Here is a 16423-nt window from a genome sequence, read left to right on the forward strand (position 1 = left end):
TTAGGCCGCCAGCATTTCCCTCGCGTGCTTGCGCGTGGTGGCCGTGATCTCGAGCCCGCCGAGCATCCGCGCGACTTCCTCGATGCGGCTCGCGCGGTCGAGCGGCGTGACGGTCGAGACGGTGCCGCCGGCCGCGTCGAGCCCCTTGGCGACCTGGAAATGGTGATCGCCGCGCGCGGCCACCTGCGGCAGGTGCGTGACGCAGAGCACCTGCCGGTCGCGGCCGAGCTGGTGCAGCAGCCGCCCGACCACCTCCGCCACGCCGCCGCCGATGCCGGTGTCCACTTCGTCGAAGATCAGCGTCGGCGTGAGGCTGGCGGCGCTCGCGATCACCGCCAGCGCGAGGCTGATGCGCGCGAGTTCGCCGCCCGAGGCGACCTTCGCGAGCGGCCGCGGCGGTACGCCGGGGTGCCCCGCGACGCGGAATTCGACCTGCTCCAGCCCGTGCGCGCCGCCCTCGGCGAGCGCTACCAGCGTCACCTCGAAGCTGCCGCCCGCCATCGACAGTTCCTGCATCGCGGCCGTGACCGCCGCGCCGAGCGCGCCGGCCGCCTGTGCGCGTGCCTCGGACAGCGCGCGCGCGTCGGCCAGATAGGCCTGCTTCGCGCGCTCGGCCGCGTCCTCGAGCGCGCTGAGGTCGGCTGCCGCGTCGAGCGCGGCCAGTTGCTCGCGGCGCGCCATGTGTTCGTCGTGCAGCGTGTCGGGCGGCAGCCGGAACTTGCGCGCCGCCGTGTGCAGCGCGTCGAGCCGCGCTTCGACCTGCGCGAGCCGTTCCGGATCGAGTTCGAGCCGCTGCGCGTAGTGCGACAGCGAATAGCCGGCCTCGCGCAGCTGGATCTCGGCCGGATCGAGCGCGGCCAGCACGTCGTTGAGCGTCGGATCGATCGAGGCGAGCTGGCGTACCTTCGAGATCACGCCGCCGAGCTGCCGCAGCAGCGCGTCGTCGGACTCCGAGATCGCGAGCAGCGCGCCCTGCACGCCGCGGATCAGGCTCGCCGAGTGGGTGAGCCGGCCGTGCTCGGCATTCACCTCGGCCCATTCGCCGGGCTGCGGCGCGAGCTTGTCGAGCTCGGCGAGCTGCCAGGCCAGCTTCTCGCGTTCGAGCTGCAGCTCGCGTTCGTGGACCTGCGCGGCCTCGATCTTCTGCAGCGCGTCGCGCCACGCGCGCCAGCCGCGCGCGACCGCCGCCGCCTCGGCGGCAAGCCCGGCGTGGGTGTCGAGCAGCTCGCGCTGCGCGTCGGGGCGCATCAGCAGCTGGTGCGCGTGCTGGCCGTGGATGTCCACCAGCATCTCGCCCAGTTCGCGCAGTTGCGACAGCGTCGCGCTGGTGCCGTTGATGAAGGCGCGCGAGCGGCCGCTCGCGTCGATGACGCGGCGCAGCATCACGCTGTCGTCGGCGTCGAACGCATGGGCGTCGAGCCATTGCGCGACGCGGTCGTGCAGCGTGAACTCGGCGGTGATGTCGGCGCGCTGGCAGCCGGCGCGCACCACGCTGGCGTCGGCGCGCTCGCCGAGCGCGAGCGCCAGCGCGTCGATCAGGATCGACTTGCCGGCGCCGGTTTCGCCGGAGAACACGGTGAAGCCGGCGTCGAATTCTAGGTCGAGCCGGGCGACGATGACGAAGTCGCGGATCGAGAGATGACGAAGCATGATGTCGGGCGCGGCCGCGTCAGGATTGCGGATCGTCGTCGTGCGACGGATGCTCGTTCCAGTGCAGCTTCTTGCGCAGCGTCGTGTAATAGCTGTAGCCGACCGGGTGCAGGAACGGCACGGTGTGCCGCGAGCGCCGCACCTCGATCGTGTCGTTCAGTTGCAGCGCGGTGAACGACTGCATGTCGAAGTTCACGTTGACGTCGCGCCCGCCGATGATCTGGATGCCGACCTTGACGTCGTCGGGCAGCACGATCGGGCGGTTCGACAGCGAATGCGGCGCGATCGGCACCAGCACGATGCCCTGCAGCTGCGGGTGCAGGATCGGCCCGGCCGAGGACAGCGCGTAGGCCGTCGAGCCGGTCGGCGTGGCGACGATCAGGCCGTCCGAGCGCTGGTTGTACATGAAGCGGCCGTCCACCGATACACGCAGTTCCGCCATCCCGGAGAAGCCGCTGCGGTTGACCACCACGTCGTTGAAGGCGAGCGCGTGATAGATCGGTTCGCCGTTGCGCACGATGCGCGCCTCGAGCAGCGTGCGCTCCTCGCGCTCGAAGCTGCCCGACAGCATCTGCGGCACGAGTTCGAGCATGTCCGAGGCGGAAATGTCGGTGATGAAGCCGAGCCGGCCATGGTTGATGCCGATCAGCGGAGTCCGGTAAGGCGCCAGCTGGCGCCCGATGCCGAGCATCGTGCCGTCGCCGCCGAGCACGATCGCGAGATCGGCGCGCGCGCCGATCTCGCTCGGCGTCAGCGCCGGGTGGCCCTCGATGCCGTATTCGCGTGCCGTGGCGGCCTCGAACACCACCTCCAGCCCGCGCTTGGCGATGGCGGCGGCGAGCGCGGCGAGCGGTTCGGCGATGCCGGGCGTGCTGCTGCGCCCCACGAGCGCGACGGTCTGGAACAGGTTACCGGTTTTCATGCCGGCATTACACCATAGCTGGATGACGAAAAGGAACCGGCCGAGCGGCGGGCGGCCCGGGCGACGGGGCGCTCGCCGGAAATCTCGCGGGCGCCGCCCGGTTGCGCTAGAATTTTCCGTCATGTTAGATCCTCGCGCCCGCACCCTCCTCAAGACCCTGATCGAACGGTATATCGCCGACGGTCAGCCGGTCGGCTCGCGCACGTTGTCCCGGTACTCCGGTCTCGAACTGAGCCCGGCCACCATCCGCAACGTGATGTCCGACCTGGAGGAGCTCGGCCTCGTGTCGAGCCCGCACACCTCGGCGGGCCGCGTGCCGACCCCGCGCGGCTACCGGATGTTCGTCGACACGCTGCTGAGCGTGGAATCGCCAATCGACGACGAGGCCGTGACGCGGCTCGTGCAGACCACGCTGCAGGCGGGCGAGCCGCAGCAGAAGGTGGTGGCGGCCGCGGCCAGCGTGCTGTCGAACCTCTCGCAGTTCGCCGGCGTGGTGCTCACGCCGCGCCGCAGCCACGTGTTCAAGCAGGTCGAGTTCATGCGGCTGTCGGACAAGCGCATCCTGCTGATCATCGTGACGCCCGAAGGCGACGTGCAGAACCGGATGATGGCCACCCAGCGCGATTATTCGTCGTCGCAGCTGACCGAGGCCTCGAACTACATCAACGCCAATTTCGCCGGGCTGTCGTTCGACGAGGTCCGGCGCCGCTTGCGCGAGGAAATCGACGCGCTGCGCGACGACATGACGGCGCTGATGCACGCGGCCGTCACCGCCAGCACCGAGACCTCCGACGACGAGGACACGGTGCTGATCTCGGGTGAACGCAATTTGCTCGAGGTGGCCGACCTGTCGTCTGACATGGCGCGGCTGCGCAAGCTGTTCGACGTGTTCGACCAGAAGACGAGCCTGCTGCAGTTGCTCGACGTGTCGAGCCACGCGCAGGGCGTGCAGATCTTCATCGGCGGGGAATCGACGCTGGTGCCGATCGACGAAATGAGCGTCGTGACGGCGCCCTACGAGGTCAACGGCAAGATCGTCGGCACGCTCGGCGTGATCGGGCCGACCCGGATGGCCTACCACCGCGTGATCCCGATCGTCGACATCACCGCGCGCCTGCTGTCGCTGACGCTGAGCCAGCAGTAGCGCCGGGCCCGCCGCGCCGGCGGGCCGGCCTTGCCGATACGTGCGCCGGAGGCATTGGGGCGGCATCGGTCGCGCCGCGGCGGCCTCGCTATAATGAGGCTCGTTCGATCCGGTGCCCAGGCCCACCTTCCGTTCATGCGTTTTGATCTCGAACCACCGTCGCAACACGCCGCGGCGCATCGCGTCGCCGTCCTGCTCGTCAATCTCGGTACGCCCGACGCGCCCACTCCGGGCGCGGTGCGGCGCTACCTCGCGCAGTTCCTGTCGGACCCGCGCGTGGTCGAAATCCCGGCCATCGCCTGGCAGCCGATCCTGCGCGGGCTGATCCTGCCGCTGCGTTCGCGCGCCTCGGCGAAGAAATACCGGTCGGTGTGGATGCCCGAGGGCTCGCCGCTGCGCGTGTATACCGAACGGCAGGTCGAGGGCCTGCGCCCGCTGTTCGCCGCGAACGGCTACCAGGTGCTGATCGACTACGCGATGCGCTACGGCACGCCCGACATCGGCACGGTGCTCGGCCAGCTGAAGCGCGCCGGCACCGAGCGCGTGTTGCTGGTGCCGATGTATCCGCAGTACTCGTCGTCGACCACGGCCACCGCGTTCGACGCTGCGTTCGCCGCGCTCGGCCGCATGCGCAACCAGCTCGAGGTCCGCACGCTGCGCCACTACGCCGATCATCCCGCCTACATCCACGCGCTCGCCGAGCAGGTCCGCCAATACTGGGCCGAGCACGGGCGCCCCGATTTCGCGGCCGGCGACAAGCTGGTGCTGAGCTTCCACGGCGTGCCCAAGCGCACGCTCGACCTCGGCGACCCCTATCATGACCAGTGCCAGCAGACGGGCGCGTTGCTGATGGCCGCACTCGAACTGACCCCGCTCGAATGCCGCGTCACGTTCCAGTCGCGCTTCGGCAAGGCCGAATGGCTGCAGCCCTACACGGCGCCGACGCTGCGCGAACTCGGCGCGGCCGGCGTCAGGCGCGCCGACGTGTTCTGCCCGGGCTTCACGGCCGACTGCCTCGAAACGATCGAGGAGATCGGCATGGAGGTGCGCGACGAGTTTCTGCACGGCGGCGGCGGGACGTTCCACCGGATTCCGTGCCTGAACGCGTCGCCGGCCTGGATCGACGCGCTCGGCCAGATCGTGGCCGAGAACCTGCAGGGCTGGCCGGTGCGCGCGCCGGCGCCGGCCGACGCGGCGGCATGACGGCGAACCGGCCGCGCGACGGCCACTGAGACGGGAAAGATCCGATGAATCACCGAATTTCGACCGAACCGGGCGCGAAGCTGCGCATCGACAAATGGCTGTGGGCGGCACGCTTCTTCAAGACCCGCTCGCTCGCGGCCGAGGCCGTCGAGAAGGGGCGGGTGCGGATCGGCGGCGTGCCGGTCAAGCCGTCGAAGGACGTGCGCGTGGGCGATCGGGTCGAGGTGACGATCGACACGGCGCTCTGGCAGATCGACGTGCTCGGCATCTGCGACTTGCGCGGGCCGGCCGCGGTGGCGCAGACGCTTTATGCGGAAACCGCGGAGGGGCGCGCGAAGCGGCTTGCCGAACTCGAGCGGCGGCGGCATTATCGCGAGCCGGCCGCCGAGCTGCATGGCCGGCCGACCAAGCGCGACCGCCGGATCATCGACAAACTTTCGAATGGGCGCTGAAGAGGTGCTCGAACGTCGCCTGGGCGCCACCATACTCGGTAGTGCGATCGGTGACGGCGCCCGACAGGCAAATGGTGGTGGTGCCGGCCGCCAACACCAGCGCGACCACCGATATCGCAAAGGTCAGTTTCACGGTACTCCCCTCGGGAAGGCAGGCGGAACGGGTTCGGTGGTGGCCGCCTGACGGCAGCCGCGCCGGAAAATGAATCGGGAATTGCGCTTGCTTCGACAACGCGTATCGCAGTGTAGTCCAGTGCCCGATACCGATCCAGTGCCAAGCGGGTAAGGGTTGTTACAGCGGGTTTCGCCGCGCCGCCGGCGGCGCGCGCTGCGGAACGGGTACCATGCCGGCGCTGCCGCAGACATGCACCGGATTGGCGCGCAAATGGAGGGAATCGCCCGGCCGGGGGGCGCAATCCGCGTCGAATCGGCCGAAACCCGCCGAAACCGGTGCGGTGGCCGAAAGACCCTCTTGAATAGGGTGTCTTCGGCCCCATCTGCGCCAACGTTGTGCGGCGGTGCGTTGCCCGTGCGAGGCGCCGCCGGTCTGGCTTTCATCACTCAATTCGATTTCAGCGACATGGAAAACACGCAAGAGAATCCGGCTGGTCAACCGGCCGACGAGAGCGGCCGCGACGCGCAGGCTGCGCAACCCCAGGCCGCCGAAGCGGCGCCGGCGCAGCCGGCAGGCGAGGCCGAGGCCGCGCTGGCCGAGGCACAGGCCAAGATCGCCGAGCTGCAGGAAAGCTTCCTGCGGGCCAAGGCCGAAACCGAGAACGTGCGCCGCCGCGGCCAGGAAGACGTTGCCAAGGCCCACAAGTTCGCGATCGAGAGCTTCGCCGAGCATCTGCTGCCGGTGATCGACAGCCTGGAAGCCGCGGTCGGCGACAAGTCCGAGGACATCGCGAAGGTCCGCGAGGGCGTCGAGCTGACGCTGCGCCAGTTGCAGAGCGCGCTCGAGAAGGGCCGCGTCAGCGTGATCGATCCGGCCGGCGCGAAGTTCGATCCGCACCAGCACCAGGCCATCTCGATGGTGCCGGCCGAGCAGGAGCCGAATACCGTCGTCACCGTGCTGCAAAAGGGCTATATGATCGCCGACCGCGTGCTGCGCCCCGCGCTCGTGACGGTGTCGCAGCCGAAGTAAGCCAGCACGCCGCCGTGCGGCGGCCGGCATGGCTTGAGCGCCGCCCGGCCGGCGTCCGGGGCGCCGCGCCGCGCGGGCCTCGCCGGCGGCGGTGGCGCGAGGTTCCTGGGCCGGGCGCGGCGGGTGGCGCCCGGCTTCGCATTGGTAAGGGGCCAAATCGGCTCGCGACTCCCGCCGATTGAAAAAATCGAATGCCCGCATCGCATTCGGGGTCTTGAAAACGGCGGGAACGCACCTATTTCGTGGACAGGGTTGAATTCGGCGCGGCAAACCGGGCGAAACGCCCCGGAATCCGCAGCAAAACAGAGTTTCTGGAGATTATCAAAAATGGGAAAGATCATCGGTATTGACCTCGGGACCACGAACTCGTGCGTGGCCGTGATGGAAGGCAATCAGGTCAAGGTCATCGAGAACTCGGAAGGCGCCCGCACCACGCCGTCGATCATCGCGTACATGGACGACAACGAAGTGCTGGTCGGCGCGCCCGCCAAGCGTCAGTCGGTGACCAACCCGAAGAACACGCTGTTCGCGGTGAAGCGCCTGATCGGCCGCCGTTTCGAAGAGAAGGAAGTGCAGAAGGACATCGGCCTGATGCCCTACTCGATCATCAAGGCCGACAACGGCGACGCCTGGGTCGAGGCGCATGGCGAAAAGCTCGCGCCGCCGCAGGTTTCGGCCGAAGTGCTGCGCAAGATGAAGAAGACGGCCGAGGACTATCTCGGCGAGCCGGTCACGGAAGCCGTGATCACGGTGCCGGCCTACTTCAACGACAGCCAGCGTCAGGCCACCAAGGACGCGGGCCGGATCGCCGGCCTGGAAGTCAAGCGGATCATCAACGAGCCGACCGCGGCCGCGCTCGCGTTCGGCCTGGACAAGGCCGAGAAGGGCGACCGCAAGATCGCCGTGTATGACCTCGGCGGCGGCACGTTCGACGTGTCGATCATCGAGATCGCGGACGTGGACGGCGAAATGCAGTTCGAAGTGCTGTCGACCAACGGCGACACGTTCCTCGGCGGCGAGGACTTCGACCAGCGCATCATCGACTACGTCATCGGCGAGTTCAAGAAGGAGCAGGGCGTCGATCTGTCGAAGGACGTGCTCGCGCTGCAGCGCCTGAAGGAAGCGGCCGAAAAGGCGAAGATCGAGCTGTCGTCGAGCCAGCAGACCGAAATCAACCTGCCGTACATCACGGCGGACGCCTCGGGTCCGAAGCACTTGAACCTCAAGATCACGCGCGCCAAGCTGGAAGCGCTGGTCGAGGAACTGGTCGAGCGCACCATCGAGCCGTGCCGCACCGCGATCAAGGACGCCGGCGTGAAGGTGTCGGACATCGACGACGTGATCCTGGTCGGCGGCCAGACGCGGATGCCGAAGGTGCAGGAAAAGGTCAAGGAGTTCTTCGGCAAGGAGCCGCGCCGTGACGTGAACCCGGACGAAGCCGTCGCCGTGGGCGCCGCGATCCAGGGCCAGGTGCTGTCGGGCGACCGCAAGGACGTGCTGCTGCTCGACGTGACCCCGCTGTCGCTCGGCATCGAGACGCTCGGCGGCGTGATGACGAAGATGATCAAGAAGAACACCACGATCCCGACCAAGCACGCACAGGTCTACTCGACCGCCGACGACAACCAGGGAGCCGTGACGATCAAGGTGTTCCAGGGCGAGCGCGAGATGGCGGCCGGCAACAAGCTGCTCGGCGAGTTCAACCTCGAGGGCATCCCGCCGGCGCCGCGCGGCGTGCCGCAGATCGAGGTGACGTTCGACATCGACGCGAACGGCATCCTGCATGTCGGCGCGAAGGACAAGGCGACCGGCAAGGAAAACAAGATCACCATCAAGGCGAACTCGGGCCTGTCGGAAGCCGAGATCGACAAGATGATCAAGGACGCCGAAGCGAACGCGGCCGAGGACCAGAAGCTGCGTGAGCGTGCCGATGCACGCAACCAGGGCGACGCGCTCGTCCATAGCACGAAGAAGGCGGTGGCCGACTACGGCGACAAGCTCGACGCGGGCGAGAAGGAAAAGATCGAGGCGGCGCTGAAGGACCTCGAGGACGTGCTGAAGGACGCCTCGGCCGAGAAGGCGACGATCGACGCGAAGGTCGAGGCGCTGTCGGCGGCTTCGCAGAAGCTCGGCGAGAAGATGTACGCCGACATGCAGGCCCAGCAGGCCGGTGCTGCCGGCGCGGCGGGCGCCGCAGGCGCGGCCGAGGGGGCGGCGCATACGAGCGGCGCGAGCGCGGCGGCCGATGACGTCGTCGATGCCGACTTCAAGGAAGTGAAGAAGGACTGAAGTCGGGGAGCGGCCGCGCCGCGCCGCGCGGCACGGCCGCTTCCGATCCGCCCCGTCACTGCCGGACGGGCGGATCACCCTTGCGCCTGGCGGGCCTTGCGGCTCGCCGGGCACATTCGTTTTATGGCGGGTGGCGCGCGAGCGCCGCTCTACAGGTCGCAAGACTTTACTGGAAGCGAGAGGAGCCGCCCGCGCGACGTGCGCGGCGGCAGTGAACCGATATGGCGAAACGGGATTACTACGAGGTTCTGGGCGTCGCGAAGAATGCGAGCGACGACGAAATCAAGAAGGCATATCGCAAGCTCGCGATGAAGTACCACCCCGACCGCAATCCGGACAGCAAGGATGCGGAAGAGCGTTTCAAGGAGGTGAAGGAAGCCTATGAAATGCTCTCGGACGACCAGAAGCGTGCCGCCTACGACCAGTACGGCCACGCGGGCGTCGATCCGAACATGGGTGGCGCCGGCGCGCAGGGCTTCGGCGGCTTCGCCGATGCATTCGGCGATATCTTCGGCGACATCTTCGGCCAGGCCGCGGGCGGCGCGGCGCGCGGCGGCCGCGGCGGCCCGCAGGTCTATCGCGGCGCCGATCTGCGCTACAGCATGGAAATCACGCTGGAGCAGGCCGCGCACGGCTACGAGACGCAGATCCGCGTGCCGAGCTGGGTCTCGTGCGAGATCTGCCACGGCTCCGGCGCGAAGCCGGGCACCAAGCCCGACACCTGCCCCACCTGCCACGGCCAGGGCTCGGTGCGCATGTCGCAGGGTTTCTTCAGCATTCAGCAGACCTGCCCGAAGTGCCACGGCACCGGCACCTACATCCCGGAACCGTGCGCGCACTGTCACGGTTCGGGCAAGGTGAAGGAAACCAAGACGCTGGAAGTGAAGATCCCGGCCGGGATCGACGACGGCATGCGGATCCGCTCGGCCGGCAACGGCGAGCCCGGCATCAACGGCGGCCCGTCGGGCGACCTCTACGTCGAGATTCATATCAAGTCTCACTCGGTGTTCGAGCGCGACGGCGACGACCTGCACTGCCAGATGCCGATTCCTTTCACGACGGCGGCGCTCGGCGGCGAGATCGAGGTGCCGACGCTGGCCGGACGCGCCTCGTTCACGGTGCCGGAGGGCACTCAGTCGGGCAAGACGTTCCGGCTGCGCGGCAAGGGCATCAAGGGGCTGCGTTCGAGCATCGCCGGCGATCTCTACGTCCACGTGCAGATCGAGACGCCCGTCAAGCTGACCGACGTGCAGCGCGATCTGCTCAAGCAGTTCGAGCAATCGCTGGCCGAAGGCGGCGGCCGCCACAGTCCGCAGAGCAAGAGCTGGTTCGACCGGGTGAAGAGCTTCTTCGAGTGACCGCAAGGATGGCAGCATGACCGAAGTCGCAGCCGGCGCGCCGTTCGCGCTGCTCGACGACTGTGACTCGACCGCGTTTGCGCGGTCGAGTCGTTTGTATACGGGCTTTTCGCACCAACGCGTCTGCACCGATCCGGCCGGGCTCGACGCCGTCTGCGCGGCGGTGGCGGCCGACACGGCGAGCGGCCTGCACGCGGTGGTGCTCGGCGACTACGAGTTCGGCCGCAACCTGCAGCGCGGGGTGGCCGGCGACGGCGCGCTGCGGTTCCTGCTGTTCGCTTCGCTCGCGCGGCTCTCGCGCGACGAGGTCGATGCCTGGCTCGCCGCGCACGACGGCGGCGGCGAGCCGTCGGCGGCCGGCGTCGCGCGCCTGCGCAAGAGCGTCACGCGCGCCGGATTCGACGCGGCGATCGACGCGATCCACGCCGCGCTGCGTGCCGGCGACTCCTATCAGGTCAACTACACCTACCGGCTCGGCTTCGAGGCGCACGGCTCGCCGCTCGCGCTGTACCGGCGCCTGCGCGCGCGCCAGCCGGTGCGCTACGGCGCGCTGGTCGCGCTGCCGGACGAGCGCTGGGTGCTGTCGTGCTCGCCCGAGCTGTTCGTCGAGAAGGCCGGCGCGCGGCTGCGCGCGCGGCCGATGAAGGGCACCGCGCCGCGTTCGGCCGATCCGGCCGCCGACTCGCGCGCCGCGGCGTTCCTCGCCGGCGATGCGAAGAACCGCGCCGAGAACCTGATGATCGTCGATCTGCTGCGCAACGACGTCTCGCGCGTGGCCGTGACGGGATCGGTGCGCGTGCCGGCGCTGTTTACCGTCGAACCCTACGCGTCGGTCTGGCAGATGACCTCGAGCGTCGAGGCCGAGGCACGGCCCGAGGCAGGCTTCGCCGACCTGCTGCGTGCACTGTTTCCGTGCGGCTCGATCACGGGCGCGCCGAAGCACAGCACGATGGCGCTGATCGACGCGATCGAATCGACGCCGCGCGGCCTCTACACGGGCGCGCTCGGCTGGCTCGACGCGGCGCCGCCGGGTGCCGCCTGCGGCGACTTCTGCCTGGCCGTGACGATCCGCACGCTGGTGCTCGCGGCACGCCGCGCCGACGGCTGGCGCGCCGGTGCAATGGGCGTCGGCGCCGGCATCGTGCTCGACAGCGCCGCCCCCGACGAATACGCGGAGTGCGAATTGAAGGCCAGCTTCCTGACCGAGGCCGATCCCGGCTTCCAGCTGTTCGAGACGATGCACGCGACGCGTGCCGGCGGGGTGCGCCATCTCGCGCGCCACCTCGCGCGGCTCGCCGCGAGCGCCGAGGCGTTCGGCTTCGCCTGCGACCGCGCGGCGCTCGCGCAGCGCATCGCCGAACGGGTGGCGTCGTTCGACGGCGACGGCGCGATCCGCCTGCGCGCGGCGCTCGCCAAGGACGGCACGCTCGAACTCGCGGCAGCGCCGCTGGCGGCGCTGGCCGGGCCCGGCGTCGCGGTGCTGCTCGCGGCCGAGCACGGTTTCGCGCCGACCTCGTCATCCGATCCGCTGCTCGCGCACAAGACCACGCGGCGCGCCGAATACGATCGCGCGTGGCGCGCGGCCGAGGCCGCCGGCGCGTTCGACATGCTGTTCGTCAACGAGCGCGGCGAGCTGACCGAGGGCGGGCGCACCAGCCTGTTCGTGCGGCTCGACGGGCGCTGGTACACGCCGCCGCTCGCCTGCGGGCTGCTGCCCGGCGTGATGCGCGCGGCCCTGCTCGACGACCCGGCCTGGGGCGCCAGCGAGCGCGTGATGACGCCCGAGGATCTGCTGCGCGCCGAGGCGCTGATGGTCTGCAACGCGCTGCGCGGCGCCGTCATGGCCACGCTGCGGCGCGCCTGCTGAGGTCCGGGCGGCGCGCCTCGCGGCCTCGTCAGAACGAATGCTCCGGGCCGGGGAAGCTGCCGTCCTTGACGGCGCGCACGTAGGCTTCGACAGCCGCGAAGATGCTCGGCTGGCCCTGCATGAAATCCTTCACGAAGCGCGGCCGCTTGCCGGGGAAGATGCCGAGCATGTCGTGCAGCACCAGCACCTGGCCCGAGCAGTTGATGCCGGCGCCGATGCCGATGGTCGGCGTGCGGATCTGCGCGGTCAGCTCCGAGGCCACCAGCGTCGGCACCGCTTCGAGCACCATCAGCTGCGCGCCGGCCTGTTCCAGCGCCTGCGCGTCGCGCAGCAGCTGCGCGGCGCCGGCCTCCGTCTTGCCCTGCACCTTGAAGCCGCCGAGCGCATGCACCGACTGCGGCGTGAGCCCGAGGTGCGGACACACCGGCACGGCACGCTCGACCAGGAAGCGCACCGTGTCGGCGAGCCATTCGCCGCCTTCCAGCTTGACCATCTGGGCGCCGGCGCGCATCAGCTTGACCGAACTCGCGAACGCCTCGGCCGGCGTGCCGTAGGTGCCGAACGGCAGGTCGGCGACGATCAGCGCGCGCGGCTGCGCGCGCGCCACGCAGGCGGTGTGGTAGGCGATCTCGTCGAGCGTGACCGGCAGCGTGGTGGTCTGGCCTTGCAGCACGTTGCCGAGCGAGTCGCCGATCAGCAGCGCGTCGACGCCGGCGCGATCGAGCAGCGACGCGAAGCTCGCGTCGTAGCAGGTCAGCATCGCGATCTTTTCGCCCGCGTCGCGCATCGCCTGCAGTTTCGGCACGGTCACGGCCGCGCGGCTCGATTCCTGGAGGTAGGTCATGGGGGGTCCGGTTTCGTGGAGAAAACAGGCGGCGCCGCGAACCGCCTCAGCGGCCGACGCCGCCCTTGACGAAGGATTCCTTGCGCCCGCGCATCGTCTCGATGCGCGTCATCAGCAAGGCAAGATCGTCTGGCGAGTCGAGCGGATTCAGGTGTTCCGCCGCGACGGTGAGGACCGGCGTGCGGTCGTAGTGATAGAAGAATTCGTTGTAGGCGTCGCACAGCGCGCGCAGGTAGGCGTCGCCGATCTGCAGTTCCGCTGCGATGCCGCGTTTCTGGATCCGCGCGTACAGCACCTCGGGGCTCGCCTGCAGGTAGACCACCAGGTCGGGCGCGGGCGCGGGCGCGTCGATGCGCTCGGCCAGCGTGCGGTAGAGCTGCCATTCGTCGTCGGCGAGCGTCAGGCGCGCGAAGATCTCGCTCTTCTGCGGCATGAAATCGGCCACCAGCGCGGCGCCGGCGGCCTGCGCGGCGGCGATCCCGCCGGTCTGGCGCGCGCGCTGCAGCGCGAACGCGAGCTGCGCCGGCAGCGCGTAGCGTGCGCCCTCGCGGTAGAAGCGTTCGAGAAACGGATTGTCCTGCGGGCGTTCGAAGAGCGTGTCCATGCCCCAGCGCTCGGCCAGCAGCGTGGCTAGCGAGGTCTTGCCGACGCCGATCGGCCCCTCGATCGCGAGGTAGCGGTGGGGCGGGCGCGGGTCGGGCGGCGTGACGGTCAGCGGCGTCGCGTTCATCGGCAGCGGCGCGACTCGTTCGCGCTCTTCATCGCCAGCAGGCACTGGCAGGTCTGCACCTTCTCGATGCGCTGGTCGGCCACCGCGGCGAGGAACGCCTGGGCGGCGCCCCGCGAGGGAATCATGAGCGCCGGATCGAGTTCGAGCAGCGGCACCAGCACGAACGCGCGCGCGGTCAGGCGCGGGTGCGGCACGACCAGATCGGGCTCGTCGATCAGATGGTCGCCGTACAGCAGGATGTCGATGTCGAGCGTACGCGGCGCATTGGGGAACGGCCGCTCGCGGCCGAAATGGTGCTCGATCTGCTGGCAGAGCCGGAGCAATTCACGGGCCGGCAAACGCGTGTCGACCTTGACGGCGCAGTTGTAGTAGTCGTCGCCGCCGGCATCCACGGGGGCCGTCCGGTACAGGCTCGACTTGCCGATCACGGTGATCGACGTGCATTGCTGCGCGAGGCAGACCACCGCGTCCTTCAACGCCTGGCGCGCATCGCCGAGATTCGCGCCCAGCCCGAGATAAGCAACCGTCATGGCATCCACATCCTACGTCGTTCGACGGCTCAGTCCTGCGCGTCCTGGGCGTCGGCCTGTTGCACGGTGCCGTCGGCCGGCCTGCGGTTGCGCGCGCCGCCGCGGCGGCGGCGCTTGCGCGGTGCCGCCGGATCGCGCGGGGCGCCGTTCGTGAGCAAGGCCTCGCGAGCCGCGGCATCGCCGTCGATGAAATCCGTCCACCATTGCGCCACGGCCGGGTCCAGCTCGCCCGACTCGCAGCGCAGGAGGAGGAAATCATACCCCGCTCTAAACCTTTGGTGTTCCAGCAGCCTCATGGCGCTGCGGCCCGAGCGTTTCTCGAGGCGCAGCTGCAGCCCCCAGATCTCGCGCATGTCGGCCGAGTAGCGCTTGTGGATCGCGAGCTTCTCGGTCTGCATCTCGAGCACGTCGTCCATCGCGCGCTGCAGCGCCGGCACCGGGAACTCGCCGTTCGCGACGTTCTGGTTCCAGCGCTGGCGCATGTCGTGCCAGAGCAGCGTCGCGAACAAAAAGCCCGGCGACACGGACTTGCCGGCGCGCACGCGCGCGTCGGTGTTGTTGAGCGCGAGCGTGATGAACTTCTCGCCCTGCGGCTGCTCCAGCACCACGTCGAGCAGCGGCAGCAGCCCATGGTGCAGGCCCTCGCTGCGCAACTGCCTGAGGCAGGCGAGCGCATGGCCCGAGAGCAGCAGCTTCAGCATCTCGTCGAACAGGCGCGCGGCGGGCACGTTGTTGATCAGATCGGCGAGCGGCTGGATCGGCTCGCGCGTGTGCGGCTCGATGTCGAAGCCGAGCTTGGCCGCGAAGCGCACCACGCGCAGCATCCGCACCGGATCCTCGCGGTAGCGCGTGGCCGGGTCGCCGATCATGCGCAACAATCGTGCGCGCACGTCGGCCATGCCGTCGTGGTAGTCGAGCACGGTCTGGGTCGCCGGGTCGTAGTACATCGCGTTGATCGTGAAGTCGCGGCGCGCCGCGTCCTCGTGCTGCTCGCCCCAGACGTTGTCGCGCAGCACGCGCCCGCTCGCGTCCACCGCATGGGTGCGGCGGTCCAGCTCGTCGCGCTTCATGCGCCGCGGCGGGGCGGCGTCGGCGGGCGCCGACGCGGGCGCGTCGGCCGGCGCGTCCACCAGCGCGCGGAAGGTCGAGACCTCGATCAGCTCCTGGCCGAACTGCACGTGGACGATCTGGAAACGCCGGCCGATCAGCCGGGCGCGGCGGAACAGGCGCTGCACCTCGGTGGGCGTCGCGTCGGTGGCGACGTCGAAATCCTTCGGGGCGATGCCGAGCAGCAGGTCGCGTACCGCGCCGCCGACGATGAACGCGCGGAAGCCGGCCTGCTGCAGCGTATCGGTCACGCGCACGGCGTTGCGCGAGATCAGCGACGGGTCGATGCCATGCACGGCGGCCGGCACGATGGTCGGCTCGGTGCGGCTCGCGGCGACCTTCGCGGCGTCGCGCGCGGCCTGTTTCTTGGCGGCTGCCACGGCGGCCGGCGAGGCGGCCGCGGGGCCGGTGGAGGGCGGGGCGGCATCGGCCGCGCCGGCGTTGTCGCGGGCGGCGGAATCGTCCTGCCCGAGCAGCTTGCGGATGAGTTTCTTGATCACGAGGGCTGGAAGAGATCGAGGACGCGCCAGCCGTGTTCGCGGGCATGCGCACGCAGCGTGTCGTCGGGGTTGGTCGCGACCGGATCGGTCACTTTCTCGAGCAACGGAATGTCGTTGTGCGAGTCGCTGTAGAAGTAGCTGCGCTCGAAATCGGCGAGGCGCTTGCCGAGCGAGGCGAGCCAGGCCTCGGTGCGCGCGATCTTGCCCTCGCGGAAGCTCGGCGTGCCGGTCGCGCGGCCCGTGAGCGCCGAGGCCGGATCGCCGTCGACGGTTTCGACCTCGCAGGCGATCAGCGTCTCGACGCCGAACGCCTGCGCGATCGGGCGCGTCACGAATGCGTTGGTCGCGGTGACGATGCAGCAGAGGTCGCCCGCCTGCTGATGCTCGCGCACCAGCTCGCGCGCGGCGGGCAGCATCACGGGCCGGATCACCTCGCGCATGTACTGCTCGTGCCACGCGTCGAGCTGGGCGCGCGAATGCTGCGCGAGCGGCGCCAGCACGGCGGCCAGGTAGGCCTGGATGTCGAGCGTGCCGGCCTGGTAGTCGGCGTAGAAGCGATCGTTCTGACGCGTGTAGCTGTCCGCGTCGACGAGGCCGAGCTTGACGATGAAGCGGCTCCATTCGTGGTCGCTGTCGGTCGGGATCAAGGTGTGATCGAGGTCAAAGAGTGCCAGATTTGTCAT

At 69.5% G+C, this 16423-nt stretch carries 15 protein-coding genes; 7 read left to right on the forward strand and 8 right to left on the reverse strand.

Features of this window, described 5'->3' with window-relative positions:
- Together recN and KS03_RS20265 are read right to left on the reverse strand one after the other, a co-directional pair.
- The gene (gene recN, locus KS03_RS20260; RefSeq protein ID WP_012734710.1) at positions 1-1650 is read right to left on the reverse strand and encodes a DNA repair protein RecN; all 1650 of its coding nucleotides are present in this window, start codon (positions 1648-1650) and stop codon (positions 1-3) included.
- Between the two features lie 19 nt (positions 1651-1669).
- The gene (locus KS03_RS20265) at positions 1670-2695 is read right to left on the reverse strand and encodes an NAD kinase (protein WP_026051320.1); all 1026 of its coding nucleotides are present in this window, start codon (positions 2693-2695) and stop codon (positions 1670-1672) included.
- Between KS03_RS20265 and hrcA the strand changes: the two genes are divergently transcribed.
- The 3 genes from hrcA to KS03_RS20280 all read left to right on the forward strand — a co-directional run bounded on the left by hrcA (position 2694) and on the right by KS03_RS20280 (position 5371).
- Positions 2694-3716, forward strand: a complete 1023-nt coding sequence (gene hrcA / locus KS03_RS20270; RefSeq protein ID WP_012734712.1) for a heat-inducible transcriptional repressor HrcA — start codon at positions 2694-2696, stop codon at positions 3714-3716. The two genes, KS03_RS20265 and hrcA, sit on opposite strands and share 2 nt — an antisense overlap.
- Before the next feature lie 135 nt (positions 3717-3851).
- Positions 3852-4919, forward strand: coding sequence for a ferrochelatase (gene hemH / locus KS03_RS20275; protein ID WP_012734713.1), 1068 nt, complete (start codon positions 3852-3854; stop codon positions 4917-4919).
- A 44-nt stretch (positions 4920-4963) separates the two neighbouring features.
- Positions 4964-5371, forward strand: a complete 408-nt coding sequence (locus KS03_RS20280) for an RNA-binding S4 domain-containing protein (protein WP_012734714.1) — start codon at positions 4964-4966, stop codon at positions 5369-5371.
- On the opposite strand, the gene KS03_RS32340 is transcribed toward KS03_RS20280, so the two are convergent.
- Entirely contained in the window at positions 5343-5504 is a 162-nt protein-coding gene (locus KS03_RS32340) for a hypothetical protein (protein WP_012734715.1), read from the reverse strand. The two genes, KS03_RS20280 and KS03_RS32340, sit on opposite strands and share 29 nt — an antisense overlap.
- 447 nt (positions 5505-5951) lie before the next feature.
- On the opposite strand from KS03_RS32340, the gene grpE reads away from it, so the two are divergent.
- The 4 genes from grpE (at position 5952) to KS03_RS20300 (ending at position 12029) form a co-directional block, all read left to right on the forward strand.
- Positions 5952-6515: a nucleotide exchange factor GrpE gene (grpE, locus tag KS03_RS20285; RefSeq protein WP_012734716.1), complete on the forward strand. Its 564-nt coding sequence runs from the start codon at positions 5952-5954 to the stop codon at positions 6513-6515.
- A gap of 327 nt (positions 6516-6842) precedes the next feature.
- Positions 6843-8804, forward strand: a complete 1962-nt coding sequence (dnaK, locus tag KS03_RS20290) for a molecular chaperone DnaK (protein ID WP_012734717.1) — start codon at positions 6843-6845, stop codon at positions 8802-8804.
- Between the two features lie 221 nt (positions 8805-9025).
- On the forward strand, positions 9026-10162 hold the full coding sequence (gene dnaJ, locus KS03_RS20295; protein WP_012734718.1) for a molecular chaperone DnaJ: 1137 nt from the start codon (positions 9026-9028) through the stop codon (positions 10160-10162).
- A 16-nt stretch (positions 10163-10178) separates the two neighbouring features.
- A complete protein-coding gene (locus KS03_RS20300) occupies positions 10179-12029 on the forward strand; it encodes a chorismate-binding protein (RefSeq protein ID WP_012734719.1) in 1851 nt (616 codons plus the stop codon).
- Positions 12030-12057: 28 nt separating this feature from the next.
- On the opposite strand, the gene panB is transcribed toward KS03_RS20300, so the two are convergent.
- Genes panB through KS03_RS20325 form a run of 5 tightly spaced genes read right to left on the reverse strand, consistent with a single transcriptional unit; the run spans position 12058 to position 16423 of the window.
- Positions 12058-12873 carry a 3-methyl-2-oxobutanoate hydroxymethyltransferase gene (panB, locus tag KS03_RS20305; RefSeq protein WP_012734720.1) on the reverse strand — a complete coding sequence of 272 codons (816 nt, stop codon included), beginning with the start codon at positions 12871-12873 and terminating at the stop codon, positions 12058-12060.
- Between the two features lie 46 nt (positions 12874-12919).
- The gene (locus tag KS03_RS20310; protein ID WP_012734721.1) at positions 12920-13603 is read right to left on the reverse strand and encodes a deoxynucleoside kinase; all 684 of its coding nucleotides are present in this window, start codon (positions 13601-13603) and stop codon (positions 12920-12922) included.
- Positions 13600-14133 carry a 2-amino-4-hydroxy-6-hydroxymethyldihydropteridine diphosphokinase gene (gene folK / locus KS03_RS20315; RefSeq protein WP_012734722.1) on the reverse strand — a complete coding sequence of 178 codons (534 nt, stop codon included), beginning with the start codon at positions 14131-14133 and terminating at the stop codon, positions 13600-13602. Before folK ends, KS03_RS20310 begins: the two co-directional genes overlap by 4 nt.
- Before the next feature lie 29 nt (positions 14134-14162).
- The gene (pcnB, locus tag KS03_RS20320; RefSeq protein ID WP_012734723.1) at positions 14163-15740 is read right to left on the reverse strand and encodes a polynucleotide adenylyltransferase PcnB; all 1578 of its coding nucleotides are present in this window, start codon (positions 15738-15740) and stop codon (positions 14163-14165) included.
- A complete protein-coding gene (locus tag KS03_RS20325; RefSeq protein WP_012734724.1) occupies positions 15737-16423 on the reverse strand; it encodes a histidinol-phosphatase in 687 nt (228 codons plus the stop codon). Before KS03_RS20325 ends, pcnB begins: the two co-directional genes overlap by 4 nt.

The sequence above is a fragment of the Burkholderia glumae LMG 2196 = ATCC 33617 genome (genome assembly GCF_000960995.1).
GTDB classification, from domain to species: domain Bacteria; phylum Pseudomonadota; class Gammaproteobacteria; order Burkholderiales; family Burkholderiaceae; genus Burkholderia; species Burkholderia glumae.

Coding starts and splice junctions, on each gene's coding strand:
- recN (WP_012734710.1), bottom strand. CDS start 1,650: ATGCTTCGTCATCTCTCGATCCGCGACTTCGTCATCGTCGCCCGGCTC.
- hrcA (WP_012734712.1), top strand. CDS start 2,694: ATGTTAGATCCTCGCGCCCGCACCCTCCTCAAGACCCTGATCGAACGG.
- KS03_RS20265 (WP_026051320.1), bottom strand. CDS start 2,695: ATGACGGAAAATTCTAGCGCAACCGGGCGGCGCCCGCGAGATTTCCGG.
- hemH (WP_012734713.1), top strand. CDS start 3,852: ATGCGTTTTGATCTCGAACCACCGTCGCAACACGCCGCGGCGCATCGC.
- KS03_RS20280 (WP_012734714.1), top strand. CDS start 4,964: ATGAATCACCGAATTTCGACCGAACCGGGCGCGAAGCTGCGCATCGAC.
- grpE (WP_012734716.1), top strand. CDS start 5,952: ATGGAAAACACGCAAGAGAATCCGGCTGGTCAACCGGCCGACGAGAGC.
- dnaK (WP_012734717.1), top strand. CDS start 6,843: ATGGGAAAGATCATCGGTATTGACCTCGGGACCACGAACTCGTGCGTG.
- dnaJ (WP_012734718.1), top strand. CDS start 9,026: ATGGCGAAACGGGATTACTACGAGGTTCTGGGCGTCGCGAAGAATGCG.
- KS03_RS20300 (WP_012734719.1), top strand. CDS start 10,179: ATGACCGAAGTCGCAGCCGGCGCGCCGTTCGCGCTGCTCGACGACTGT.
- panB (WP_012734720.1), bottom strand. CDS start 12,873: ATGACCTACCTCCAGGAATCGAGCCGCGCGGCCGTGACCGTGCCGAAA.
- KS03_RS20310 (WP_012734721.1), bottom strand. CDS start 13,603: ATGAACGCGACGCCGCTGACCGTCACGCCGCCCGACCCGCGCCCGCCC.
- folK (WP_012734722.1), bottom strand. CDS start 14,133: ATGACGGTTGCTTATCTCGGGCTGGGCGCGAATCTCGGCGATGCGCGC.
- KS03_RS20325 (WP_012734724.1), bottom strand. CDS start 16,423: ATGACAAATCTGGCACTCTTTGACCTCGATCACACCTTGATCCCGACC.